32 protein-coding genes are annotated in these 25355 nt (G+C 31.1%); 13 read left to right on the top strand and 19 right to left on the bottom strand.

The window, feature by feature from the left end:
* Positions 1-24: 24 nt before the first annotated feature.
* The 6 genes from atpH to SIB45_RS01395 all read right to left on the bottom strand — a co-directional run bounded on the left by atpH (position 25) and on the right by SIB45_RS01395 (position 3241).
* On the bottom strand, positions 25-567 hold the full coding sequence (gene atpH / locus SIB45_RS01370; protein ID WP_011863564.1) for an ATP synthase F1 subunit delta: 543 nt from the start codon (positions 565-567) through the stop codon (positions 25-27).
* A complete protein-coding gene (locus SIB45_RS01375) occupies positions 567-1079 on the bottom strand; it encodes a F0F1 ATP synthase subunit B (RefSeq protein ID WP_011863565.1) in 513 nt (170 codons plus the stop codon). The genes atpH and SIB45_RS01375 overlap by 1 nt, the downstream gene beginning before the upstream one ends.
* The gene (locus tag SIB45_RS01380; RefSeq protein ID WP_011863566.1) at positions 1076-1537 is read right to left on the bottom strand and encodes a F0F1 ATP synthase subunit B'; all 462 of its coding nucleotides are present in this window, start codon (positions 1535-1537) and stop codon (positions 1076-1078) included. Before SIB45_RS01380 ends, SIB45_RS01375 begins: the two co-directional genes overlap by 4 nt.
* Positions 1538-1606: 69 nt before the next feature.
* Positions 1607-1852 carry an ATP synthase F0 subunit C gene (gene atpE / locus SIB45_RS01385; protein WP_002805169.1) on the bottom strand — a complete coding sequence of 82 codons (246 nt, stop codon included), beginning with the start codon at positions 1850-1852 and terminating at the stop codon, positions 1607-1609.
* 164 nt (positions 1853-2016) lie between these two features.
* Positions 2017-2742 carry a F0F1 ATP synthase subunit A gene (atpB, locus tag SIB45_RS01390; RefSeq protein ID WP_011863567.1) on the bottom strand — a complete coding sequence of 242 codons (726 nt, stop codon included), beginning with the start codon at positions 2740-2742 and terminating at the stop codon, positions 2017-2019.
* A 22-nt stretch (positions 2743-2764) separates the two neighbouring features.
* Positions 2765-3241: an ATP synthase subunit I gene (locus tag SIB45_RS01395; protein WP_011863568.1), complete on the bottom strand. Its 477-nt coding sequence runs from the start codon at positions 3239-3241 to the stop codon at positions 2765-2767.
* A gap of 267 nt (positions 3242-3508) precedes the next feature.
* On the opposite strand from SIB45_RS01395, the gene SIB45_RS01400 reads away from it, so the two are divergent.
* The 3 genes from SIB45_RS01400 to SIB45_RS01410 all read left to right on the top strand — a co-directional run bounded on the left by SIB45_RS01400 (position 3509) and on the right by SIB45_RS01410 (position 6770).
* Complete coding sequence (locus tag SIB45_RS01400; RefSeq protein ID WP_011863569.1) at positions 3509-4744, top strand: FtsW/RodA/SpoVE family cell cycle protein; 1236 nt, start codon at positions 3509-3511, stop codon at positions 4742-4744.
* 82 nt (positions 4745-4826) lie between these two features.
* Positions 4827-5483 carry a cytochrome c biogenesis CcdA family protein gene (locus SIB45_RS01405; RefSeq protein ID WP_011863570.1) on the top strand — a complete coding sequence of 219 codons (657 nt, stop codon included), beginning with the start codon at positions 4827-4829 and terminating at the stop codon, positions 5481-5483.
* Positions 5484-6770: a cytochrome c biogenesis protein ResB gene (locus SIB45_RS01410; protein ID WP_011863571.1), complete on the top strand. Its 1287-nt coding sequence runs from the start codon at positions 5484-5486 to the stop codon at positions 6768-6770.
* On the opposite strand, the gene queF is transcribed toward SIB45_RS01410, so the two are convergent.
* Entirely contained in the window at positions 6767-7177 is a 411-nt protein-coding gene (gene queF / locus SIB45_RS01415) for a preQ(1) synthase (protein ID WP_011863572.1), read from the bottom strand. The genes SIB45_RS01410 and queF overlap by 4 nt on opposite strands.
* A 178-nt stretch (positions 7178-7355) precedes the next feature.
* Here queF and SIB45_RS01420 point away from each other — a divergent pair, with 178 nt between their 5' ends.
* On the top strand, positions 7356-7601 hold the full coding sequence (locus SIB45_RS01420; protein ID WP_011863573.1) for a hypothetical protein: 246 nt from the start codon (positions 7356-7358) through the stop codon (positions 7599-7601).
* Positions 7602-7625: 24 nt separating this feature from the next.
* Complete coding sequence (locus SIB45_RS01425) at positions 7626-7964, top strand: P-II family nitrogen regulator (RefSeq protein ID WP_011377098.1); 339 nt, start codon at positions 7626-7628, stop codon at positions 7962-7964.
* A 1-nt stretch (position 7965) separates the two neighbouring features.
* On the opposite strand, the gene SIB45_RS01430 is transcribed toward SIB45_RS01425, so the two are convergent.
* Positions 7966-8778, bottom strand: a complete 813-nt coding sequence (locus SIB45_RS01430; RefSeq protein ID WP_011863574.1) for a TlyA family RNA methyltransferase — start codon at positions 8776-8778, stop codon at positions 7966-7968.
* 284 nt (positions 8779-9062) lie between these two features.
* Between SIB45_RS01430 and purB the strand changes: the two genes are divergently transcribed.
* Together purB and SIB45_RS01440 are read left to right on the top strand one after the other, a co-directional pair.
* A complete protein-coding gene (purB, locus tag SIB45_RS01435; RefSeq protein ID WP_011863575.1) occupies positions 9063-10358 on the top strand; it encodes an adenylosuccinate lyase in 1296 nt (431 codons plus the stop codon).
* Positions 10359-10406: 48 nt separating this feature from the next.
* Entirely contained in the window at positions 10407-11792 is a 1386-nt protein-coding gene (locus tag SIB45_RS01440; protein ID WP_011863576.1) for a class II fumarate hydratase, read from the top strand.
* A gap of 10 nt (positions 11793-11802) precedes the next feature.
* Here the strand turns inward: SIB45_RS01440 and SIB45_RS01445 are convergent, their stop codons facing one another.
* Complete coding sequence (locus SIB45_RS01445; RefSeq protein ID WP_011863577.1) at positions 11803-14529, bottom strand: DEAD/DEAH box helicase; 2727 nt, start codon at positions 14527-14529, stop codon at positions 11803-11805.
* A gap of 139 nt (positions 14530-14668) precedes the next feature.
* Between SIB45_RS01445 and SIB45_RS01450 the strand changes: the two genes are divergently transcribed.
* From SIB45_RS01450 to bioA, 5 genes are read left to right on the top strand one after another with little or no spacing between them, the layout of a single operon-like run.
* Positions 14669-15808: an aminotransferase class I/II-fold pyridoxal phosphate-dependent enzyme gene (locus tag SIB45_RS01450; protein ID WP_011863578.1), complete on the top strand. Its 1140-nt coding sequence runs from the start codon at positions 14669-14671 to the stop codon at positions 15806-15808.
* Positions 15805-16509: a hypothetical protein gene (locus tag SIB45_RS01455; RefSeq protein ID WP_011863579.1), complete on the top strand. Its 705-nt coding sequence runs from the start codon at positions 15805-15807 to the stop codon at positions 16507-16509. Before SIB45_RS01450 ends, SIB45_RS01455 begins: the two co-directional genes overlap by 4 nt.
* The gene (locus tag SIB45_RS01460; RefSeq protein ID WP_011863580.1) at positions 16502-17272 is read left to right on the top strand and encodes a methyltransferase domain-containing protein; all 771 of its coding nucleotides are present in this window, start codon (positions 16502-16504) and stop codon (positions 17270-17272) included. Before SIB45_RS01455 ends, SIB45_RS01460 begins: the two co-directional genes overlap by 8 nt.
* Entirely contained in the window at positions 17269-17934 is a 666-nt protein-coding gene (bioD, locus tag SIB45_RS01465; protein ID WP_041484782.1) for a dethiobiotin synthase, read from the top strand. The genes SIB45_RS01460 and bioD overlap by 4 nt, the downstream gene beginning before the upstream one ends.
* Positions 17935-19236: an adenosylmethionine--8-amino-7-oxononanoate transaminase gene (gene bioA, locus SIB45_RS01470; RefSeq protein ID WP_011863582.1), complete on the top strand. Its 1302-nt coding sequence runs from the start codon at positions 17935-17937 to the stop codon at positions 19234-19236.
* A gap of 8 nt (positions 19237-19244) precedes the next feature.
* Here the strand turns inward: bioA and SIB45_RS01475 are convergent, their stop codons facing one another.
* Both SIB45_RS01475 and SIB45_RS01480 read right to left on the bottom strand, forming a co-directional pair.
* A complete protein-coding gene (locus SIB45_RS01475) occupies positions 19245-19502 on the bottom strand; it encodes a DUF3143 domain-containing protein (protein ID WP_011863583.1) in 258 nt (85 codons plus the stop codon).
* A 16-nt stretch (positions 19503-19518) separates the two neighbouring features.
* The gene (locus SIB45_RS01480) at positions 19519-19959 is read right to left on the bottom strand and encodes a J domain-containing protein (protein WP_011863584.1); all 441 of its coding nucleotides are present in this window, start codon (positions 19957-19959) and stop codon (positions 19519-19521) included.
* An 89-nt stretch (positions 19960-20048) separates the two neighbouring features.
* On the opposite strand from SIB45_RS01480, the gene rsmG reads away from it, so the two are divergent.
* A complete protein-coding gene (gene rsmG / locus SIB45_RS01485) occupies positions 20049-20762 on the top strand; it encodes a 16S rRNA (guanine(527)-N(7))-methyltransferase RsmG (protein ID WP_011863585.1) in 714 nt (237 codons plus the stop codon).
* A gap of 2 nt (positions 20763-20764) precedes the next feature.
* Here the strand turns inward: rsmG and SIB45_RS01490 are convergent, their stop codons facing one another.
* The 8 genes from SIB45_RS01490 to SIB45_RS01525 form a co-directional block, all read right to left on the bottom strand.
* Complete coding sequence (locus tag SIB45_RS01490; protein ID WP_011863586.1) at positions 20765-21958, bottom strand: aldo/keto reductase; 1194 nt, start codon at positions 21956-21958, stop codon at positions 20765-20767.
* A 10-nt stretch (positions 21959-21968) separates the two neighbouring features.
* Positions 21969-22328 carry a ferredoxin gene (locus SIB45_RS01495; protein ID WP_011863587.1) on the bottom strand — a complete coding sequence of 120 codons (360 nt, stop codon included), beginning with the start codon at positions 22326-22328 and terminating at the stop codon, positions 21969-21971.
* A gap of 9 nt (positions 22329-22337) precedes the next feature.
* Positions 22338-22730: a DUF1257 domain-containing protein gene (locus tag SIB45_RS01500; RefSeq protein WP_011863588.1), complete on the bottom strand. Its 393-nt coding sequence runs from the start codon at positions 22728-22730 to the stop codon at positions 22338-22340.
* Positions 22717-22932, bottom strand: coding sequence for a DUF2997 domain-containing protein (locus tag SIB45_RS01505; protein WP_011863589.1), 216 nt, complete (start codon positions 22930-22932; stop codon positions 22717-22719). The genes SIB45_RS01500 and SIB45_RS01505 overlap by 14 nt, the downstream gene beginning before the upstream one ends.
* 148 nt (positions 22933-23080) lie before the next feature.
* Positions 23081-23848 (bottom strand): HEAT repeat domain-containing protein, encoded by a 768-nt coding sequence (locus SIB45_RS01510; RefSeq protein WP_011863590.1) that lies wholly within the window; start codon positions 23846-23848, stop codon positions 23081-23083.
* Positions 23849-23867: 19 nt separating this feature from the next.
* Positions 23868-24014, bottom strand: coding sequence for a hypothetical protein (locus SIB45_RS01515; RefSeq protein ID WP_011863591.1), 147 nt, complete (start codon positions 24012-24014; stop codon positions 23868-23870).
* A 64-nt stretch (positions 24015-24078) separates the two neighbouring features.
* On the bottom strand, positions 24079-25122 hold the full coding sequence (gene rlmN / locus SIB45_RS01520; RefSeq protein WP_011863592.1) for a 23S rRNA (adenine(2503)-C(2))-methyltransferase RlmN: 1044 nt from the start codon (positions 25120-25122) through the stop codon (positions 24079-24081).
* Positions 25123-25151: 29 nt separating this feature from the next.
* Entirely contained in the window at positions 25152-25304 is a 153-nt protein-coding gene (locus SIB45_RS01525) for a high light inducible protein (RefSeq protein ID WP_011863593.1), read from the bottom strand.
* Positions 25305-25355 lie beyond the last annotated feature (51 nt).

Consider the following 25355-nt stretch of genomic DNA (forward strand, 5'->3'; position numbering starts at 1 on the left):
AAGAATTTAAGGTTGATTTAAAAGTTACTTGGAAAGGGATAAGCCAAGTTTTCTTATTTGTGAAGCAAGAGAAGCATCAATTACTTTTGATCCTACACTGGCGACGAAACCACCAATAAGAGATGGGTCGATTTTAGTTACAAGTTCTAATTTTTCTGTTCCAGCAATATTGATGATCTTTTTGGTAATTAAACCTTTCTGTTCATCAGTAAGCTCGACTGCAGAAGTAACAGTTGCCAAAGCAATATTACTATTTTCTCGGTAAATCTCTAAAAACCTATCAAGAATTGAAGTAAGAATTCCAATTCTTTGCCTATCGGCCAATAATTTTAAGAAATTCAGTAAAGAAGAATTTACCTTTTTTGAAAAAATTTCATTAATAATTTTCTTCTTAGCATCTGTCTCTAAAATCGGAGAGGATAGTGCCTTCTCCAATTCAGGGGAATTATTTATTAATTCCAGGAGTTGTTTAACTTCAGAAACCATCTCTTCAGTTTGCGAATTTTCATTCACAACTTGAAGTAATGCCTCTGCGTATGGTGTAGTAACTGAATTTAAAAGTGGCATTAGTTCACCTCAATATTGTTAATTGATTGAGTTACCAAATTTTCTTGTGTTGTTTTATCAAGTCGATTTGGGAGAGAATCTAAAGCTTTCTTAATTGCCAGTTCAACAGCTTCTTTTCGAAGTTGAGAAATTGCTCTGGATGCTTCAGAGCTCTCATCAGAGATTGCACTTTGTTTAATTCGTGCCATCTCCTCTATCGCTTTTTTCTCACTTTCCATTCTGATTGATTCAGATCTTTTAAGGGAATCGGCTTTTATTTGAGATGCTTTTTCTTCTGCTGAAGATAAATCTTTCTTCGCCTTTTCTAAAGCTTGAGTTGCATTTAGGAGTCGATCTTCAGCATCTTTTAATTCAAGAAGGATTCCTTCTCTCCTTTTTTGAAGCATTTTACCTAGGAAACCAGGCAAAAATTTATAAAGACCGAAAACTACTACAGCCCAATTAAGGATATTAGTTTCGAATAAATTAAAATTTAATCCAAAACCTTCTGTAGCAAAAAGAGTTAAATTCATTTTTCTAGAATCAATCTATTAACAATAAGTTCGCTTAGAACATCAGCCTGTTTAGAAAGTTGATCACGAGCAGCAGACGTCTGACTTTCAATTTCTAGTCTTGCTTTTTCTTTTGAAGCATTTGCCTCGTTGTTAGCAAGTTCTAGTGCTTCTTTATAAAGCTTGTCAGACTCATCCTCAGCTTCGCTAACAATTCTTTGGGCTTCTGTACGAGCACTTTGAAGCTGAGTTAATAAATCAGCTTCTAATTTTTTAACCTCAGAAAGTTTATTTTTGGCCTCAATAACATTATTACTTACAAACTTTTCTCTTTTTTCTACAACATTGCCAACAGGCTTAAAAAAGAGAGAATTTAATATGTAAGTAAGGGCAACTACTTGTATCGCCATGAGTGGCAAAGTGGCATTTATATCAAATAATCCACCTTCTGTAGCACCAAAAAAATTAAAGGCCAACATATGATTCAGTTGAAGTTAAAGAAATTAAATTAAAATATTGCTAATAAGGATTAGAAGCAATATTAACTTTTAGGAAAAAGGATTCGCAAAAAGTAGTACCAAAGCCACAACTAATCCGTAAATTGTTAATGACTCCATGAAAGCGAAAGATAAAAGAAGAGTTCCTCTGATTTTACCTTCAGCTTCTGGTTGACGGGCAATACCCTCAACAGCTCCTTGAGCTGCGTTACCTTGTCCAAGACCTGGGCCAATAGCACCAAGACCAACTGCTAAACCAGCAGCTACAACTGATGCAGCGGAAGTAATCGAATCCATAATTTTGAAATAAAGAGCTTAATACTTGTGATAATCTTTGTTGTCATACACGCTTGGACATCCTTTGTTTTAAGAATGGGTCTGATATTTTCAGACCTACGCGATTAGATATTTTGCCAGATTACAGACCCTTTGTAAAAGCGTCTGAATGTATCTGGAAACAGCTAATGATGTTCTTCAACAGCTTCTCCGATGTAGTAGGCCGCTAAAGTTGCGAAAATCAATGCCTGAATTGCACTAGTAAATAATCCTAGGAACATAACAGGTATTGGAAGAATTAGCGGAACTAAAAAGACTAAAACACCAACAACAAGTTCATCAGCCAAAATATTTCCAAATAGCCTGAAAGAGAGTGATAAAGGTTTAGTAAAATCCTCTAGAATTTTAAAAGGAAGCATAATCGGAGTTGGGTGAACATAGTATTCGAAGTATCTCCAACCCTTATTACTTAAACCTGCATAGAAATAAGAAAGTGAAACCAATAAAGCCAAGGCTATAGTTGTATTAATATCAGCAGTAGGTGCTCCTAATTCTCCACTAGGTAATTTAATCAATCTCCAAGGAATTAAAGCTCCTCCCCAATTACTAACAAAGACGAATAAAAATAAAGTACCTATAAATGGCATCCAATCTCTGTAAACTTTTTCACCTATTTGCGTCCTAGCAAGATCTCTTATGTAATCCCAAAGAAACTCAAGCAAGTTTTGAAGGCCTTTAGGATCATTTTCCATCTTTTTAGTTCCTAAAGAAATAAAAACTAATAACGCTCCTAGTAAAATCCAAGATGTTAAAAATACCTGCCCATGTAGTCTGATATTTCCAATTTGCCAATAAAGATGTTGACCAACTTCTAATGCTGCAAAATTTGTTAGCAAGGAATTAAAAAACATTTGTTTTGAATAAAAAATTTACTTAAGAACGTGAAAAATAAAGAATGAGTGAAGGCTTGTAAATGAAAAAACCTATCATTGCAGGAAAAATATCCAAAGATCCTAGCTTGCTCGCAAAAATAAAGAGGCAAACTGGAACTAATAGTTGCAATTTTGATACACCTGATGATTCTTTACCAAGTTTACCTATACTTTTTGCAAGTAAACGTAGATAAAAAATACCGGCTATTGCACCTATAAAAATACTAAAACCAAAAGTAAATCCTAGAAAAATTCCAGTTATTGAGGCTAATAAAATAGAAACAATAAAAGTAATTCCAAAAATTGTTAATTGCAATTTTGTGTATTCGTCATTTTGAGAAAGCAATTTATCTATTTGATTGGCAATGCCAGAATTACTTTCTTTGATGATCGAATTATTCAGGGATTGAGGAAATTGAACATTCTCATTAGAAGGATGCTCAAGTTTTTTTCTATTTGAGTCCACTGATGTGAACATAGTTTAGAAACCCTCTCTGAATGGTTTGAAGTAAGTATATAAACTCACGGAATCTATCACGGAGAGGTCCCTTTTAGCTAGTTTTTTTGTATAAAAAATTAATTCTTAAGATTTATGATGAATCTGTAGACCATTTTTTACTTTATTCTTCAAAAATAAAATTTATGAAAAGTATTCTTTTAAATTGCTTAAACACTTTAAAACGTAAATAAAAGACTTGGCAAAATCTCAATTAAACGTCTCAATAGTACATATACATCTAAAAAATTGGAGATAAGTCGAGAAAAAATAAAATATAAAAGAATTTCTAAAAGAAAAAAAACCTTTAGTTCTAACTACAACAAAAATCTTAGCAATTTAATTGACTCTATATTTCCCTTACCTTGGACGATATGGCCTTATGAAGCAAAAATCCTCGTTGTCCTTATTGGAATTTGGTCAATATTAGGAATATGCATATTAGGATCATCAAGTTGGTGGGTGGCTAGTAGAGAAATGGGAAATTGGGCTTACTTCTTAAAAAAACAAATTATTTGGACAATTCCTGGAATTGGTCTTTTTTATTTCGTTCTTAATACCAACATTAGAAATCTTTTAAAGTTTTCAAGAATTATTTTTTATATTTTATTCTTTTTGATTTTCCTAACTAATTTTACTGGAATTACAGTTAATGGATCTTCAAGATGGCTAGTGCTTGGCAATTTACGTCTGCAGCCATCTGAATTAATTAAACCTTTTCTAATTTTGGAAGCTTCTAACCTTTTCGCACATTGGAATCTAGTAAAAAATGATAAAAAATTAATTTCAATAATATCCTTTGGTTTATTAATTTTATTAATACTAAAACAGCCTAATTTAAGTACTGCATCATTAACTGGAATTCTTCTTTGGGTAATGGGTTTATGTGGAGGTGTAAAACTTAGCTCTCTTTTCTCATTTGCTTCAATAGGATTCATTACTGGATGTATTAGCATCCTTAATAACGAATATCAAAAACTTAGAGTTACTTCATTTATAAATCCTTGGAAAGATCAACAGGAAAATGGATTTCAATTGGTTCAAAGTTTATTAGCTATTGGTTCAGGTGGTCTATTTGGCGAGGGTTTTGGATTGTCCATACAAAAATTACAGTATCTACCGTTCATGTATACAGATTTTATTTTTGCCATTTTTGCAGAAGAATTTGGTTTATTGGGGTGTACTTTATTCTTAGGATTGTTAGCAGTATTTTCATATATAAGCCTAAGAATTAGTCTTAAGTGCAGGAACAACTATACAAAATTAGTTGCTATCGGATGTGGTGTATTGTTGACAGGTCAATCAATAATGCATATTGCTGTAGTAACAGGTTCAATGCCTACTACAGGCTTACCACTTCCTTTCATTAGTTATGGTGGCAATTCATTAATAGCGTCTTTTTTTATTGCAGGGATGTTAGTGCGATGTTCATTAGAGTCAACAGGATTCATTGGTATGATTAGTACACGAAAGACTCTTAATTAGTTAGAATTTAAAGGATTTAAGTCAAGCTATCGAATCATTTAATCTATTTATTTCAGAATTATCTCAAAAGGGTAATCTGCTTATGCAGAATGGTCTTAATAATCCTGGCCCATTTACTATATTTCTGATCTTCAGCGCAGGACTTTTAACGAGTCTGGGACCTTGTTCATTATCATTACTTCCAGTCACAATTGCTTATATAGGAGGAACAGAGAAAAATAAATTTAAACTTATTAGTTTTTCAGGAGGAGTTGTTTTTTCACTTGTTGCTCTGGGTTCTGCTAGTGGATTCTTAGGGAAGATATATGGACAAATTCCATCCTATTACACTTCGATTGTTGCCTTGATAGCAATAATAATGGGTTTAAATTTACTAGGAATTGTAAAATTTAAGTTTCCGAATGGGCCTGATTTTAAAATAATTGAAGATAAAATTCCATCCTTTCTGGCGCCATTTGCTATTGGAACTAGTTTTGGACTGGCCTCTTCACCTTGCATTACTCCAGTTTTAGCAACTCTTCTGGTATGGGTATCGCAAGCTAAAAACCCAACAATCTCTATTATTTTTTTATTTTTCTTTGGAATAGGCCAAGTAACTCCACTAATCGTTGCGGGAGCCACTGCAGAAAACTTAAAAAAATTTTTAGAGCTTAGAAAATTTAGTCAAATAATTCCTACTCTTAGTGGGATATTTTTAGTTTCCCTAGGATTATTAAATTTATTTTCAAATTGGATTTAGATGACTATTGTAAAGGATTTAATTTTCAGAATATCAAGTTTAAAATTCGCTATTTCACTCATAATATTCATAGCCATCTCAAGTGGTGTAGGAACTTTCATACCTCAAGGCAGTAATAGTAAATTCTATATTGAAAATTTCGATGAAGCTCCTATTTTTGGATTTTTAAATGGAGAAAAAGTTTTAATACTTCAACTGGATCATATATACACAAGCTTGTGGTTTTTATTTGCATTAATCCTACTTTGCATTTCTCTCGCAGCTTGTAGTTTTAGGAGACAAATCCCTTCCTTAAAAGCTTCATTAAAATGGATTGAATATAAGAGTGAAAAAAAATTTAGAAAACTGCAATTAAATTCAAGTTACCAAATCAATGAAGTTGAAGACCTCATATCAAAAGCTGATTTATTCCTTAAAAAAAGAGGATGGAAAACATACAAATTTAAGAGTCATATTTCTGCGAGAAAGGGTTTAATTGGAAAAATCGGTCCTTTAGTTGTTCATATTGGATTAATAGTCTTACTTATAGGTTCAGCATATGGAAGTTTTACAAGTCAATCAAAAGAACAATATCTGTTGCCTGGAGAAAGCTTGGATCTTATTAATGAGAGCACAAACTCAAAAGCTAATATAAAATTAGTTGATTTTTCTATAGAACGAGAAAGTGATGGTATACCCAAGCAGTTCATTTCAAAACTTGATTTTACTTCTGAAGATTCAAAATTTAATGAAGTAAAAACTGCCAAAGTTAATCACCCAATAAGGTTTAAAGGATTAACTATTTATCAAGCAGATTGGGCCATATCAAATATTGTTTTAGAAATAGATAATATCCTTTACCAATTACAGTTAAAAGAGATTCCGGAAATCGGTAATCAAGTTTGGGGGATTTTAATTGAACTAGGTTCAGAGACAAAAAAAAATTTTCTTTTAACTATAGATAATGAAAATGGTCCACTTAAAATTTCAAATACAGAAAATTTTTCGGGTAATAATCTCTATATCAATGAAAATCCTTTAGAAGTTAATTCTTCGAAAGTATCTCTGAAAAAAATAATCCCCAGCAGTGGATTAATAATTAAAAATGATCCTTCTATACCATTTATTTACTTTTCTTTTATTTTAATAATTTTTGGAACAATAATAAGTCTCATACCAACTAACCAATTATGGATTCTTGTTAATCAAGAATCACAAAGTTTATCCATTGGAGGTCTTAGCAATAAAAATCTAGTTGGGTTTAAAAAAGAATTTTTTAAATTATCAGAAGAAATAAAAAATTTTTAATTTTTTTTCTGTCCACTAAAAATATCTAACTGCATTGAAACATTCCCTCTAGGGTTAAATGCAGCATTTAAATGTATCCAGTGAGGCGAGCCCTCATTCACTAAATCATCCATAATTCTATTTACAACCTCTTCATGTGATATTTTTATATCTCTAAAACTATTAATATAAAGCTTTAAAGACTTCAACTCATATACTTTCAAATTAGGTTGATAAATAATACTTAGCTTTGCAAAATCTGGATAACCAGAAAAGGGGCACTTACATGTAAATTCAGGTAACTGAATAGAAATTTCATAAATTCTTTTTTTATTTGGATTATCGAAACAAATTATTTTTGATTCTTCAATAATTCTTTCACCATAAAGTGGTCTTTGCGTAGAATCATCCAATTTAGCTTTACTCATCTTTAGTAGAACTTATTTATTAAACCTATATAAAAAGATCAAAATCTGCAAAATTCTCAACAAGCTTAAGTATTACAATTGAATAAGTCAAAAGCTATTAAATCTTATTTTTGTATCATTTGTAACATTCATAAAGTCGTTTAAAGGGGTTATATGTGTTTAGTTCAATGTAAAATTAATGGACATTTGTTTGATAACTATCGATAACAATTCTAATAAATCACTTCAACCGAAAACTGCAATTGGAATGTTATGGCTTCAAACACACTTTGAGAATGATCAGTGGGAGGCGTTATCAAATAGTACAGTAATAATTTCTGAAAAAAATTCCAAATTATTAATTGAAGATGCCATGAATGCAGGCCTTGATATTCAATGTTTTTCTGATATTTCAATGTTGGATGTTTTCCCAAAAAACAATTAAAATAATAGTATTCAATCTTTAAACATGAAGAAAATTGAAGCAATCATACGTCCATTTAAACTAGAAGATGTAAAAATTGCATTAGTAAACTCTGGTATCGTTGGAATGACAGTAAGTGAAGTCAGAGGTTTTGGAAGGCAAAAAGGACAAGTTGAAAGATATAGAGGTTCCGAATTCACTGTTGAATTCCTTCAAAAACTCAAAGTAGAAGTTGTCGTAGAAGATGAAAAGGTTAATTCAGTAATTGATGCGATTGCCGAAGCAGCAAAAACTGGAGAGATAGGTGACGGAAAAATATTCATCACATCAATTGATTCTGTTGTAAGAATTAGAACTGGCGATAAAGATGAAGAAGCTCTCTAATTCAGAGAGTTTCATTAACTAAATTTTGTATATATTCTCTATTAATCATTGGATTTGATTCGCTTCTTAAGCTCATCCAAGCTAAATATTCATGATTTCCAGCAGGACCTACTAGGGGAGAAGCTATCAAATTCTTTATATTCCAATGGAAATTATTAGCAGCACAAATAACAGACTCTATTGCTTCAGTATGGAATTTGGGATTGCGAACAACGCCTCCTTTACTGACCTTATCTTTACCTACCTCAAATTGGGGTTTAATTAAAAATATTCCCTCAATACAATCACCTTCTAATAAATTACTTAGAGATTTAAAAACTAACTTTAATGAAATAAAAGACAAATCAGCAACTACAAAATTTGGTAATTCATTACTTCTAGATAAAAGATCGTTAGGTTTTAAATTTCGAATATTAGTTCGTTCAAAAAGTATAACTTTGGGGTTATTTCTAATCTTCCATGCAGTCTGTCCATAACCAACATCTATCCCATAAACTAACTTTGCTCCTTGTTGCAATAAGCAATCAGTAAATCCTCCGGTAGAGATTCCTGCGTCAATACATATTTTATCTTTTACTTTAATTTCAAGTTTTTTAAATGCCTCCAATAATTTTTCGCCGCCCCTTGAAACAAACATAGGTTCGGAATCAATAAAAAATTCAGACCCAATTAATACTTGTTGTCCAGGTTTATCCCATACTTTTCCATTAATATCTCTAACCTTGCCCGCAAGAATTAAACCTTGGGCTTTTTGACGAGTTTCACATAAACCACTTTTTAGAAGATAAAGGTCTAATCTACTTTTTTTAATCATCTATTAATCAATAAAAAAAGACTGAATAATGAACTTCTACAAGATTAAGATCCAAATTCTTTAATACCTTCCAATTTTAAATAAGAACTAAAAAATTACACATTTTATTGATTAAAAGAATTAATGCAAATATTTTTATATTTAAGCTTTCTTAATTAGCCAGAAAAATGTTACATAAGAAAATAATTGTCAGGCAAATATGTTCAATGGCAAGTACATCTTTAAGGTATAGAGCAATAATTCGATTTTGGTTATAAAGTTTAAATTGATAATTAATAAAAATTGTGATCGAGCGTTACACATTACCCGAGATGGGAAAAATCTGGACTGATAGCGCAAAATTCCAGAGTTGGCTTAAGGTTGAAATAGCTGCATGTGAAGCAAATTTTTCCCTAGGAAAAATTCCTGAGAATGCCATGAAAGAGATACGTTCAAATGCAAAGTTTGATGAATCTAGAATTGCAGAAATTGAGAAAGAAGTTAAACATGATGTCATAGCATTTCTTACAAGCGTTAATGAATTTGTAGGAGATTCTGGAAGATATATCCATGTTGGTATGACCAGTAGTGATGTACTTGATACTGGCTTATCTCTTCAGTTAAAAGATTCTTGCGAATTGTTATCAGAAGAAATTGAGAACCTAGAAAATGAAGTCAGATTATTAGCAAGGAAGCACAAAAATACATTAATGATTGGTAGATCTCATGCAATTCATGGGGAGCCAATCTCCTTCGGTTTTAAACTTGCTGGATGGTTAGCAGAAATAATAAGGAACAAAAAAAGATTGTTAACACTGAAAGAATCTGTAGCAATTGGACAAATAAGTGGTGCAATGGGAACTTACGCTAATACGAATCCCAAAGTAGAACAAATAACTTGTGATTTACTCGGCTTAAAACCTGATACAGCAAGTACTCAGGTCATATCGAGAGACAGGCATGCAGAATATGTTCAAACTATTGCGCTAGTTGGCGCTTCTCTAGATAGATTCGCAACTGAAATAAGAAATTTACAAAGAACTGATGTTTTAGAAGTTGAGGAGGGCTTTACAAAAGGGCAAAAAGGAAGTTCTGCCATGCCTCATAAAAGAAATCCTATTAGAAGTGAAAGAGTAAGCGGTTTAGCAAGAATTTTGAGGAGTTACGTCTTAACAGCACTGGACAATGTTCCACTTTGGCACGAAAGAGATATAAGCCATAGTTCAAATGAACGTATCATGTTACCTGACGTATCAATCTGTTTGCATTTTATGCTCAGGGAAATGAAAGATATAGTAAGCAATTTGGAAGTTTATCCAAAAAATATGCTTAAAAATTTAAATATATATGGTGGTGTAATCTTTAGTCAGAAAGTTTTACTTTTGCTTGTAGAAAAGGGGTTGTCTAGAGAAAAAGCTTATAGCTTAGTCCAAAAAAATGCGCATCAGGCGTGGAATACTGAAAATGGGAATTTCAAACAAAATATAGAGAGAGATAATGAAATAATGGATTTTATTGATCAAAGTGACTTGGAAGAATGTTTTAATCCTTCAATTCATCTCAATAATTTAAGTGTAATATGGGAGAAGTTAGGTATCTAGGATTACTGAAAACCTTATCTAAGTTAAACCGGTGTTTTCAGAGGAATAATGACAAAAAACTTTAGGATTGAAAAAGATAGTATGGGAACAATAAAGGTTCCCATTGAAGCTTTGTGGGGCGCTCAAACACAAAGATCGATAATAAATTTTTCTATTGGAGAAGAATTAATTCCAATTGAATTAATTTATTCACTCACCCTCATAAAAAAAGCTGCTTCAATTGCAAATTTCAATTTAGGATTAATAGATAAAAGAAAAAAAGATTTGATTGTAGAGGCATGTACAGAAATACTTGATGGGCTTCATGATTCACAGTTTCCCTTAAAGGTTTGGCAAACAGGTAGTGGCACGCAAACAAATATGAATGTTAATGAGGTAATTTCAAATATTGCAGCTTTAAAAACAAATTCAGAGCTTGGTAGTCATCAACCACTTCATCCGAATGATGATGTAAATAAATCTCAGTCAACAAATGATACTTTTCCTGCTGCTATTCAAATATCAGTTGTTAATGAAATAATCAAAAATTTAGTTCCAACGATAAGAGAACTTACTAAGATCCTTGATAATAAAAGTGAGCAATGGAAAGACCTTATAAAAATAGGAAGAACCCATTTTCAAGATGCAGTGCCCCTTACTTTTGGCCAAGAAATATCTGGATGGTCAGAGCAACTTAAAGATGCTGAGAATGCAATTATTATAAGTCTGAATGAATTGTATTTTTTACCTCTGGGAGGCACTGCAGTTGGAACAGGGATTAATTGTCCAAAAGGATTTTGTGAGGAGTCTATAAAATCAATTTCCGATGATACTAATCTGATGTTCTATAAATCAAAAAATAATTTTTCTATCATGGCCTCGCATGATCGTTTAGCTCAAGTAATGAGTCAGATAAAAATATTAGCAGGTGCTTTATTTAAAATTTCAAATGATATAAAAATTCTATCTTCAGGACCAAGGTCAGGAATATATGAATTAATCATCCCTCAAAATGAACCTGGAAGTTCTATCATGCCGGGCAAAGTGAATCCGACTCAGTGCGAAGCCTTATCAATGGTTTGCACTCAGATAATGGGCCTTGAATATGCAGTTTCAATGGCAAATTCTAGCGGAACTTTGCAGATGAATGAATATAAGCCTCTGATAGGATTTAATATTCTTACAAGTTTAAAATTACTTAAAAATGCAATAGAAAACTTCAGAACAAAATTAGTTTATGGAATGGAACCTAATCAAAAAAAAATGAAGTTTAATTTAGATAATTCACTAATGTTGATTACAGCCATAGTGCCAAAAGTTGGTTATGAAAAAGCAGCTGAAATTGCAAACCTTGCCTTCAAAGAATCATTAAATTTAAAAGAGGCAACACTTAAATTAGGTTATTTAAACGAAGATGAATTTGATGATGCGATGAATATTAATTCAATGATTTAATTAAAAAAATTTAAGAATTATTTTCAATTCTTTTTGTCGCAGGATTAATATCTTCAGAGACTTTTATAAGATCGTTAGATTCAGAAACAGGAAAACGATTAATAGCTTTTAATGCTAACTTTGCTTTACTTTTTAATTTATTACTAACGCCAATACAGTATTGCACTTGAGAAAGAACATCAATTGATCTTCTAATAATCCTCACTACATCACCTTCGTCTAGTGAAGTATTAAAGACCAAATCTTTCCACTTTTTTCCCCTTGCCCATTCAGAAATAATTCCAGTCAACTCTGTTTCTAAATAAATGGGAATTTCAATATGAAACTTATTTTGTTGAGAAGCGACTAATTTTCTTAAACCATCTAATTCATTAAAAACATCTATTACCTTTAAAGAAGGCTTGAAATTACACCAAAGATTAGGCCTCCTCACATCTACACATATAGCTTGAATAATTGCCGCTAAATCAGGAGGATCTAAATCATCTAAATAACCACTAAATAAAACAAGACCAATCCATAATTCATTTTCACTTCTTATTGCACCAACTGTTTGTCCAACTTCTGTCAATTCCAAATTATTTAAACAACCGAAATGATTCAAAATTTTAATCAAATCGGTAAAAGTTCTCCAGTTATGATTTTCTTTATCCTCAAGCAGTTTTTTTCTCATATTTATTTCTTGTTCAACATCAATAATTCTTTTTCTATATTTCTTTAATTTCCTGGAGTCTCCAAATCTATGTGCGGGATGATCAGTAACTGTTTCTTCTAAATTATTAATTTGTTGCTGTTGTGCCAAAACTTCCATTGTCAGATCATATTGTGGAGTTTGTAAATCAATTTTTTTAGAAACTTCTAAAATTCGATCCGCATAATACTGCGACATATCATCTCCCCTAAATACCTCCCCAGAAAAATACATCTTTGGCATTTCAAGTCCTGAGACATCAATTGCATCCAAATCATTAAAAATACTTACTATGTAGGAAGGTTTTATAAGAATAAATAAATTATCAATTGTCAAACACAATAAACTCTTAATTTTTTGGGATTCATATATTTTCTTACAAATTAATCCTGGAACAATTTTTCTTTTAATTTGAGGAGCTTTGATTGAAATTAAGCTTCCATCTTTAATATAAGGGAGTGCATTAGTTATCTCTTCTGATAATTTTTCTGCCGCTTGCCTTTCTAAAATTTTCAAGAGTCTTCTTTCTTCTTTAAGACGATTTTTTAATTTTTCATAGGCATCAAAATCTTTCCATGAAACATTAGATGTAATTTTTTTTAATTCAATTAAATCCTTATCTAAATTTTCAAGAATAATATTCTCACCTGAGGATTCACCTAAATATAAAAAACTACCAAAACTTCTTTTAATTAATTCTTTGGATTTCTCTAAAGTATAACTTTGTAAGAGATTAAGTACCATTCCATAACTAGGCGTGAATTGACTCTCTAAAGAATTTGGTTTGCTAATAGCTAGTGCACTAGCTTCTTTTGCACCTTCAAATCTTGTTTGTAAAGTAACAACATATCCTTGGGTATCTTTTCCTCTTCTTCCAGCTCTTCCTGACATTTGCAAAAATTCACTGCTAAATAATAATCTATGCCCATCTTCTGTCCTTTTAGATAAAGAAGAAATAACAGTAGTTCTGGCGGGCATATTAATTCCTGCAGCAAGTGTTTCAGTCGCAAAAACAACTTTTATCAAGCCTTGCTGAAATAATTCCTCAACCAATTCTTTCCATGCAGGCAATAATCCAGCATGGTGAGATGCAATACCTCGTTTTAATGCCTCGCACTGAGATTTATCTTTAATTGCCTCTTGATTATTTTTAAGATAAACATCTAATTTTTGGGATATCATATTCGCTTCTGAATAACTTACTAAAGTTAAGTCTTTTATATTCTCAATAGCCTTATCACAGCCTCTTCTACTAAAAATAAAATAAATAGCAGGCAACATATTTCGTTCAGCTAGTTTCGAAATCACAAAGCCAATTGAGGGAGACTTTGGTTGCATTATCCTGCCCACTTTTCCTCTCATTTTCTGCCCTTTAGGAGCTCTCCAAATCTTACAGTTTGGATGGATTCCATTACCCTTATTATTTAAAAGTGGATGGAGGCCTTTAATACTACAAAAAATAAAATCAAGTGGGACTGGTCTCTTATCACTATTAATTAGTACTGTAGGACCATGAACTTTTTCTATCCAATTTTGTAGTTGATCTGCATTAGCTATTGTTGCTGATAAAGCTATTATTTGAGTTCTAAAAGGGCAATGGATTATAGTTTCTTCCCAAACTGTGCCTCTCTGGGGGTCATTCATATAATGACATTCATCAAGAATCACAGATTCTAAATTTTCTAAGGGATCATCAAATTCATCAAATTCGCCATAAAGCATGTTCCTAAAAATCTCAGTCGTCATAACTAAGATTGGTGCTTCTCTATTTATACTTACATCTCCAGTTAACAGACCAACTTTATTCTCACCATATTGATTAGCAAAATCTCTAAACTTTTGATTTGATAGGGCTTTTAAAGGTGTCGTATAAAAAACTCTGCTGTCATGCGATAAGCCTCTATATATAGCAAATTCCCCTATCAATGTTTTACCCGAACCTGTTGGTGCCGTTAAAACAACAGAATTTCCGCTATTAATAGCTCGAATTGCTTCTAATTGGAAATCATCTAGCGGAAAGGGGAAATATTCCTCTAAATTAAGCAATAATTGTGATTGAAGAGAGGATGAGTTAACTTCTTAATATATGATCTATATAGATATTAATAAACAAAAAATACCTTGCAAACTTTAATAGTAAATCTAAATCTTTTTAATTAAAGCCACTATATTTAATTTTGCTAAAATGAAAAAAATAAAAATTCCAAAAAATAGAATCCGGAAATTAAAAACATTTTCTTTAGGTAACAAATCATTCGAACTTCAAAGTTTAAATTCGCAAAATAAAAAACTTATAGACTTATGCAGTAATGATTATTTTGGATTAAGTAGGGACAAGGATTTAATAAAAGCTGCTTACGAAATAAGCAATTTAGAAGGTATTGGTTCAGGGAGCTCAAGGTTTATTACAGGATCAAGACCAATACATAAATTATTAGAAACAGAACTTGCCAAGTGGATTGATCAAGAGAAAGTATTACTTTTTCCAAGCGGATTTCAAGCAAATATAGCCGCTATCCAAGCTTTAGCGAACAGAAATAGTATCGTAATAGCAGATAAATTGATCCATAACTCTTTATTGGTGGGAGTTAAGGCTTCTCAAGCAAAACTAGTTCGATTTTCACACAATAATTTAAAAGATTTAGAAGATAAAATTATAAAATCTAACCCCACAAAAAATTCCATTTTAGTTGTTGTCGAATCTCTTTATAGCATGGAGGGATCAATTGCTCCACTCAGAGAAATAACGGAAATTTGCAAAAAAAATAGTGTTCAATTATTAGTTGATGAAGCCCATGCAATTGGGATCTTGGGCTCTGAAGGCAGGGGGCTAAGTTTTAATTGCCGTTCAGATATAACTATGATTACTGGAACTTTTGGAAAAGCATTTGGCAGCGGTGGAGCTTTCTTAGCTTCCAATTCAGAAATTGGTGAATATATTATCCAAACAAGTGGTGCATTTAGGTATACAACCGCCCTTGCGCCACCTTTAGCTGCTGGAGCGCTAGAAGGTTTAAAAAAAATTTTAGCAAATAAAGAATGGGGTAATGATTTGTTATCTTCTGCGAAGATATGGAAAGATGAAATTATTAAAAATTTTAGTTTTCCAGTTCAGGGAGATTCTCACATTCTATCAATTATTGTTGGCCAAGAAGAGAAGGCGATTTATCTACAAAAATATCTTGAGGAAAATGGGTTTTTAGCAATTGCAATAAGACCTCCTACTGTACCAGTTGGGCAATCAAGAATTAGAATAACAATACGAAGAAACTTAGATTTTAATCTGCTACAAAATTTCATTGCAGTATTAAAAAAGTTTAAATGAAACAAATTATTACTCAACATGGGTGGGGACTAAATAAATATTTCTGGGATGATTATAAAGTTGATTTTTTAAATAATAATTGGCATTGGCAAGATAATGAAAGGGGCTATTTTTCAACAAAGAATTATCAAGCAAAATGGATTAAAAACGAATCTAAAAAAGAAATCAGAATGACTTTATGCCATTCATTAGGTTTTCATTTAATGCAAAAAACAATCTTAAAAGAAGCAACTCATATTGTTCTTATAAATTCTTTTAATAATTTTCTTCCTTTAAGTAATAAGAGAAACTTTATTTTGAGGTCTCTAAAAAGAATGGAAACAAAAATCATCAAAGATGATCCTAAGGATATGTTAAAAGAATTTATACATAGATCATTTTTGCCAAATAATATGAACAATAGTTTTAAAAATATCTTTTATAAAAGTTTAGAGAGTTTAAATAAAACTCTTCTTTTAGGTGATTTAAAAAAACTTTATATCAATAGAGATTTTCCAGTATTTTTAAGAAAAGATTGCAAAATAATTTTTATAAAATCAGAAAATGATTTGATTCTCGACAACGAATCAAATAATAACTTTTTAGATTCCTTAAATAAAACACTTGATAGGAAGCCAATTTTAATTAAATTAGCTCAACAAGGTCATTGTTTGAATAATTTAAATTTATACGAGATCTTACTTAATACACTTAATGATTGAAATGGATAGTAAAAAGTGGAATGAGAAAATAAAAAATAATTTCAATGATTCTGCATATCGGTATTTCGAGCATTCAAATATTCAGAAATTTTTTGCAAAAAAGATTGTCCAACTTATCAAAGAATTAAATCCCCAAAAAAAAGGTGAATGGATAGATCTAGGTTCAGGACCAGGAATATTAGCTGATGAAATAGAAAAAAAATTTTCTTCCCAAAAAGTATCCAGAATTGATTTCAGCAAAAAAATGCTTCTTGAGAATAAATTTTCTAGTAAAAAAATTTTATGGGATTTGAATAATGATTTACCTCCTCAAATCAATAACTGTTCTCTATTAACATCTAACTTTTGCATCCATTGGTTAAACAATCCAGAAAAGATTATAAAAAATTGGTTTAGTAAATTAGTATCTGGAGGTTTTTTAATCATTTCATATCCAACAAAAGATTGTTTTCCTGAATGGAAAGATACTTGTAGAAAAATTGATATTGAATATAGTGGTCTTAATTTCCTTTGCTCTAAAGAATTATTAAAAGATTTCAAATCAACTGAAATACATTATTCAGAAAAGTTTAATTATCTTGAAAATTTTGAAGATGTATATAAGCTTTTTAGAAGCATTAAAAATGTAGGAGCACAATCAACAAATTGTAAACGCAAAACCGTGAAGGAGTTAAAAAAAATTCAAAAGTTTTGGCCAAAGAATTACAATAATACAGTGGACCTTTCATGGCAAATTCAGATTCAAATCATAAAGAAATTATGAGTAGTCAGGATAGTATTTTCAAATTTATAATTTGTGGAACAGATACTGATATTGGAAAAACTTTAATAAGCTCTTTTTTTGTTAAAGGATTAAATTCCTTTTATTGGAAGCCTATTCAAAGTGGTATTGAATCGCAAACTGATAGTCAAACTGTTGAAAAACTTGCACAAGTAAATAGAGAGAAAATAATCAAAGAAGCTTATGTCTTTACCAAACCCCTATCTCCTCATTGGGCTGCTGAAATAGATCAAAAAACTATTAACTTTGATAAGTTAAGATTGCCAAAAGTACAAGGCCCATTAATTATAGAAACTGCAGGTGGATTAATGGTTCCAATAACACGCAATTTTTTGCAAATAGATCAAATAAAACAATGGAATCTTCCGGTAATACTTGTATGTAAGAGCTCACTTGGGACTCTCAACCATACCCTGCTTAGTATTGAGGCCTTAAAAAGAAGAAATATTGAAATTTTAGGTTTAGTAGTAAATGGCGAAAAACACCTAGATAATCCAAAAACTCTAGTTGATTTTAGTGGTATTCCATTAATTACCGAATTTCCTTATATAAAAAAAATGGACTCAAATAATTTAGATAAACTATGGGAAGAACTTGAAATTAAAAATAAATTAATCTCACTTTTAAATTCCAAAATAAGTTAAATGAAACCTTTGGATTCAAAAACTCCAAATCAAGATTGGCACCCAAATATTTGGCCACCTTTTACTCAAGTCAATAAGAGTAAGCCGCAAATAGAAGTAACTCATGGTAAAGATGCCCTCCTATTTACTAAAAATCCTAAAAAAGAGCTAATAGATGCAATTAGTAGTTGGTGGGTAACTCTTCATGGTCATAGTAACGAATATATTGCAGATGCCATTTTTAATCAATCAAAAAAACTTGAGCAAGTTATATTTGCTGATTTTTTACATCCACAGGCAAAAAAATTGGCGGAAAGACTTAGTGAATTAACAAAACTAGAAAGATTATTCTTTTCTGATAACGGTTCTACTGCAGTGGAAGTCGCTTTAAAAATTGCCTTCCAATCATGGCAAAATAAAGGAGAGACAAGAACTCAAATAGTGGCTTTTGATGGCGCCTATCATGGCGATACATTTGGAGCAATGGCTTTAGGTGAAAGAAATATTTTTAATGAGAATTTCGATAATCTTATGTTCCCAGTTAGGAGAGTCCCATGGCCTTCAACTTGGATAAATGATGAAGAAGTAGAAAATAAAGAAAATGAGGCGATCCAAAAATTAGAAACTCTACTTAAAACTCCCACAGTAGCAGTGATCCTTGAGCCACTTGTTCAAGGAGCAGGAGGAATGAATATGGTTAGGCCTCAATTTATAAAAAGAGTTTCAGAAATTATAAAAAATAATAATTCTTTGTTAATTGCCGATGAAGTTTTGACTGGGTTTGGAAGATGTGGAAGCCTTTTTGCGTTTCAAAAGGCAAAAATCATTCCAGATTTAATCAGTATTTCAAAAGGCTTAACTGGTGGATTTTTACCAATGGGAATAACTTTATGTAAAGAAAAAATTTTCCAATCTTTTGTTGATGATTCCCCAAGAAAAACTTTTTGGCATGGACATAGTTTTACTGCTAATCCTTTAGGTTGTGCTGCGGCAAACGCTAGTCTTGATTTATTAGAAAAAGAACCACACAAATACCTTTCATTTGAAGAAAAACATTTATCTCATTTAATTAAATTTAAAAATTTACATCATATAAAAAAGATAAGGGTATCCGGCACAATTGCTGCCTTCGATTTAGATATTGGGAACAAAAAAGGTTATTTCAATAATATTGGAAAAGAAATAAAGAGTCTTGCAATGGAGCAAGGTTTATTTATTAGACCCCTAGGGAATGTTATTTATCTCTTGCCACCTCTCTGTATAACCGATGATCAATTAGAAAAAAGTTACTGGATAATAAGGCAAATCTTAGAAAATCTTTAGATACAAATTTAAGGTCCCTGCAGTATTGCATTTTCCACATCTTCTCTATTAATGCAATAGGAAAATAGTCTTTTAGTTTCTTCTCCTTCGCTTTCCCAGATAACACTTAAATCTTCTTGTTCAAAAATAATAGTTGCATTCCAATTTGAAAGTAACAAATACCATTTAGATGGATTATTAATATCCTTCACAGCACCTAAATCAGTTAGCCACAATTCCAATGTTTGCAGTGAATTTTGATTGATTGGTTTTTTAGAGGGATTCACAGACTTTTTTAAATAATTATTTAATTAGCCAAAGCGGTATTGTATCTAATTCTTTTCCAGTAAAAGAAGCAATAAAAATTGAACAAATTAAACTTATAGAAATGATGATAATTAAAAGAAACAACGAAAACAATTCTCCATTTGAAAAAGGTCTTCTATTTCCTATTAAATTTTGATTATTTGAATCGATTACTAAATTATTTAAAACATTAGTATTATTTCTACTTTTGGAGTTTTCTTTTAGTTTGTCATCATATATTTTCCTTAAATTACTATTATTCAAATGTTCATAAGCTTCTAGAACTTCTTGAAATTTAGTTTTAGCAACATCTATTTCTAATGAAGTTGTATCAGGATGCAACTCAATAGAAAGTTTACAAAACGCCTTTCTTAATTCATGATTGGATGCATTTTCATTAACACCTAAAATTTTGTAATAGGAAGTTTCCCCTTTCAAAATAATCTTTTATTAATATTGTAATTCTAATAAATTTTTACTAAATAGAATGTACTTAATGGATAGTTAATATTCGTATTTATAACGAAATGAAAAAACAAAACATCCCAGAAGAAATTCTTTCCTTATTAACTGAAGAAGAGATAAATATGTTTCAAGAGTTACAAATTAAAATTAAAGAATTAAATAATAAAACCAATATCACAAGACTAACTGATGGGGATGATTATTGGGTATCTCAAGTTTTTGACAGCATTTGGCCATTTAAAGCCTTCACGAATATTAATTTTGATAATAAAAAATTTTTAGATATTGGATCAGGTTGTGGCTTCCCAGGTTTAGCTTATGCCATAACTCATCCTAATTCTGAAATATACTTAATTGATTCTTTGAAAAAGAAAACAGATGCAATAAAGATTTTAGTTGAAAAGATCAATTTCAAAAACAATATTCATGTAATCAATGATCGTATTGAGAACTTAGCCCACCATTCGTCAATGAGAAATAATTTTAATATTGCAACAACTAGAGCGGTTAGTAACCCATCAACAGTTTCAGAATATATATTACCAATGTTAAAAAAAGAAGGATTTGGAGTTTTATATTGTGGCAAATGGACGAATGAAGAAAGCAAAAATCTAGATAAAACTTTAGAAATATTAGAAGGAAAAGTTAAAGATAAAAAAGAAATACTATTACCAAGAAATAAAGGCACCCGAAATATTATTCTTATTCAACAAAAAAGGTTATGCCCTGAAATTTACCCGAGAAAAGTTGGCAAACCTGAAAAAAATCCATTATGAAATTATTTCTTTGATAATCTTTTAGAGTTCTTATCTCCAAACTTATCTTTTAAATTTCTCAATTTTCTTATAACTTTTTTTGGGTTTATATGACCTTCTAATACTTTCAATAATTGTCCTTCAGAAACATCTACATCTAGCAAATTTGCGTTGCATCCTGGGAACCAGTGGCTTCCATTACCAAGCAATTGATATCTAGATCTTGCATATCCTTCCATACCTAACCAATCGATTAAATTTGAAAGCCAAAGCAGAACAGGAATATTGATATTCCCCGGCGTATATTCCCAACTTGGTAAATTTCTATTCCAATTTTGATGCCACTCTAAACCTAAGGAATTAATTGATTCCTGCCTTAATCTGTTTATTATCTTAGGCACATACTTCTCAGATTCTGATAACAACGAGACAGCTTCTAAATGCAGAGCAAAATCTGTCTCTTTTGCAATACCTACGCTCAAAGTATGGACATTTTGATTTCTTAAGCAAAAAAGATCATTAAAAACTATAGGATGAAGTGGTTTACAAAATTCCAACATTTTTATTGAGGGAGTATGCAGATGTCCCCCTTTATCAGTGGGACTTATTATGAAAACCCCAAGATCATGCTTATTGGCTAAATTAATAACCTTTGTATTTTCCTGATTAATGAAATACCAGTGCAAATTTACATAATCAAATAAGTTTGTTGATATAGCCTTTTCAATAAGTGACGATTTTCCATGGGTTGAAAATCCTATAGATCCAATTAAATTTTCTTTTTGAAAATTCCTCAAAATATCAATGCAACCTCCATCTCGAATAGCCTGATGCAAATGTTCAGATGTATTAATGCCATGTATGGCTAACAAATCAATTTTTTTAACTTTCAGTTTTTCAATACTTGTCGTAACATCTTTCTCAAAAATTTCTGGATCACTATTTGGTGGAATCTTTGTTTGAATTATATTTGGGATTTTCTTAGTATTCTTGAAACACATACCCAATTGCACCTCAGAAGTTCCATAGTACTTTGCGGTTTCTACATGACTTAAGCCATATTGTGTTGCAAGATCTAATATGTTTTCTACTTTATTTTGTTCTTCAAATGAAACCTCAGAAAAATCTAATTGATCCCAACTTTTTTGAAATCTCATACCACCTAAAGATAAAACAGGAATCTTCAGATTAGTCCTACCAAATCTACGATATTGCATCTTTTTGATATTAGTGCTTATTCATTCTCGGTGGCTTTCCAAATGTTTGAAACATATCCCTATCGAGGCTATTCTCTAAATTATCCAATTCTTCAAATTTGACCCAATGAATACAATCAACAGGACATGTATCTATTGCTTCTTGTATAACATCAGAACTATCTCCATCTTGCCTAATAGCTCGACTTCTACCATGAAATTCATCAACAGTAAAAGTGTTCGAAGCTACGTGGACACAGTACTGACAACCAATACACTTAGCTTCATCAACCCATACAGCTTTTTCGGCTAACTGACCTCCTAATACGGGCTCCCAGCCTGTAATCTCATTATTTTTTTCAGTATTATGAAATGGATTGGTAAAATCCATATCTTGAAATTAGTTTTCCCACTTGGTTAAAACCAATTCAATAGAACCATCATTTTTATTTTTTTGCTCTACTATTTGATATCCATCCTCTTGTGTTTTAGAGATGATTGTTTGGTAAGCATACATTTGTGTAACTTTTGAGATAAATCTTTCAACTGGAATCTCAAATTTCCATAGATCAAGGTCAGTAACTAATTCATAAGCATTAGAATTATTATCCCATTTAAATCCAACTTGGGTATCACCAGGTAAATGCATGCTTATATCAACAGCTGTGAATTGACCCTTGTATCCTTTGACAAACTTTTCTTCTTGATTAATACTATAACCGAAATGATTTAAAGCCTTAATTAATGGCTCTACTTCTTTGAGCTGGGTTTTAATCGTACTAAAATGTGACATTAGATTCGTTGTTTAGTTGTTTTAAGTTTTCATTTTGGTTAGAGATGAAAGCTTCAGATGATTTATTCTTGACTGTTACTTCACCTAAAGCTTCTTCAAGATTTTTTGTAGCTTCATTGCATGAATTACCAGTGAATCCTTCAACAGTCTCTTCAACTCTTCCGTCTTGATGAATTTTGAATCTCAATGTTTTTTGAGGCATTAAATTCAAGTACAGAGTATTTTTACTTTATATAGAATAACGAAAATATTTTGTTTCAGTTGGTACAAGTTAATTAATTTTAATTTTTATATTGAATATCAAATAAATTAAATTTTTATATACTGTTTTTTTTAATAAAAAAAGTTTTTTAATTATAAAAACCTTGCATTCCCATTGAATCAAGGGCAGTTTTTGCTTCTTCCATAACAGATGGTTCTTTATCAAAAAGGGCTATCTTAGTACATTCATCGACGAAACTTTCTTGGAATGTGTTGTTTAATTTTTCGTACAACCTACACAATGACCAAATGCAATTACTTCGCACACCTGATTCATTATCTATCTTTAAACTGATTAAAAGTTGTTCTGCTGCTAATTGAGCGTTTTCAAAAGAAACATTTCCAATTTCAGCTAAAGAACTAGATGACCATAACCTTACTGCAGCAACATCATTCTTTAAAGCATTTATTAATGGTTCTAAAACAATTTGATTATCATAATTAGCCAAACTCCATGCAGTTGCTCTTCTGACATAAGCATTATCATCAGTCTTCAAAAGACAGACAAGTTTTTGGACTGCGCTAGGACATGGATTACGACCTAAAGCGTATACCGCACTCATTCTTTCAACAGGGCAAGGTTGATCAAGTAATGGTAACAAAAGGGGAAAAGATCTTTGATCTCTATACTCACAAAATATTCTTAACCCTTGTATTCTCTCTTCTCTATTACCTTTGAGCATTTTTAAAGCTTCATCACACTCTTGAGTGATATTTAAACCTTTTAAAAAAACATCTTCATCAATTTGCTCTAGAGGATCTATTTCAATCTCCAAAGCCAATTCTCTGGCTAAAACATCTGGATCAATTGCTATTTCAGCTAAACTTTCTTGATTAGGATCCTTATTTTTTGTCATTTTTCAGAATCTAATAATATTAATTGATTGGAGCAGGTGACATCATATCTCCTGGCAACCAAATTCTTGCACTAACTGCAAAAAAGGCAATCCCAAAAAGTGCGACGATAGCGAAAGGTAAAATTTTTGTCTTAATAAAACCCAAAGATTCAAGATTAATTAACACAATGATAACCTGTTAAAGAGACTTTTAAAAAATTTTTTAGGTAATATTCTGCCAGATAATATTATTAATTTCTTGCATTTTGTCTTAACTGACCGCATGCAGCATTTTTATCGAGACCTCTGCTTTTTCGCAAGCTTACAGCGATGCCATTATGAGAGAGTCTAGATTGAAATGATTGAAGATCTTTTAGGCATGCTCTTTGAAATTCAACCTCATCAATTTGGTTGTACTGTATTAAATTTACGTGGCATTGAAACCCTTTCAGCAAATGACTTAATTCATTAGCATGTTCTATTTTGTCGTTAACCCCTCTTAGCATTAAATATTCAAAACTTACCCTCCTGCCAGTATCTCTTACGTATTGTTTACAGTCTTCAATTATATTCTCGATCTCATAGTTTTTTGCACTTGGTATTATTGTTTCTCTTATTTTTTGGTTTGGAGCATGTAGGCTTACTGCTAATGTAAATTGACAATTGCCTAATATTTTAAAAGACTTTGCTGATAATTTATTTATCATTTTTGGGACAGCGACAGTGCTGACAGTTATCTTTCTCTGGCTAATTTTTAAATCCTCATTTATAGATCTAATTGATAAGAGCAAGTCATCAATATTTAATAAGGGCTCACCCATACCCATGAAAACAATATTGGTGACTTTTCTATTCATTTCATTTTCGATAAATAAAATTTGATCTAAAATTTCACTTACTTTTAAAGATCTCTTCAAACCCTCTTTACCAGTTGCACAAAATTTGCAGTCCATTGGGCAACCAACTTGACTTGAGAGACAAGCAGTTAATCTTTTTTCAGTTGGTATACCAACGCACTCAATACTTTCATTATCTTCTGTAGAAAGTAATAACTTTAGAGTACCATCGTTTGCTAAGTTTCTTTCATGAATGCTTAGATCACTTACTTTAAAACCATCATCTTTTAACCTCTTCCTAAAATCTAAAGGTAAGACTTCTATTTGATCAATATTTTTCTTCTTATTTCTATAGTTGTAAATCCAATTATAGATTTGGCGACCTCTAAAACCAGCCTGACCATAATCTAAAGCCACATTTTCTAAATCTTTAATAGTACTCCCAAGAAGATTTTTCAAATTAAGTAGTCTTTATTTCAAAACTATTTTCACCATAACAGCAAACCATGTTTTAAAAAGAATTCTGTAAGAATAAGCGCAATAAAACCAATCATGGCCATTCTTCCGTTAAGTCTTTCGTTATAAAAATGGAATCCATAACGAGGTAATTTTCTTTTGGGGACAATTTCTGGCTTAATCATCACTTACATTTAAAAGAATTTATTCTAGTCAATAAAAATAATAATAGATAA

The sequence above is a fragment of the Prochlorococcus sp. MIT 1304 genome (assembly GCF_047305015.1).
Classification (GTDB): Bacteria; Cyanobacteriota; Cyanobacteriia; order PCC-6307; family Cyanobiaceae; genus Prochlorococcus_A; species Prochlorococcus_A marinus_E.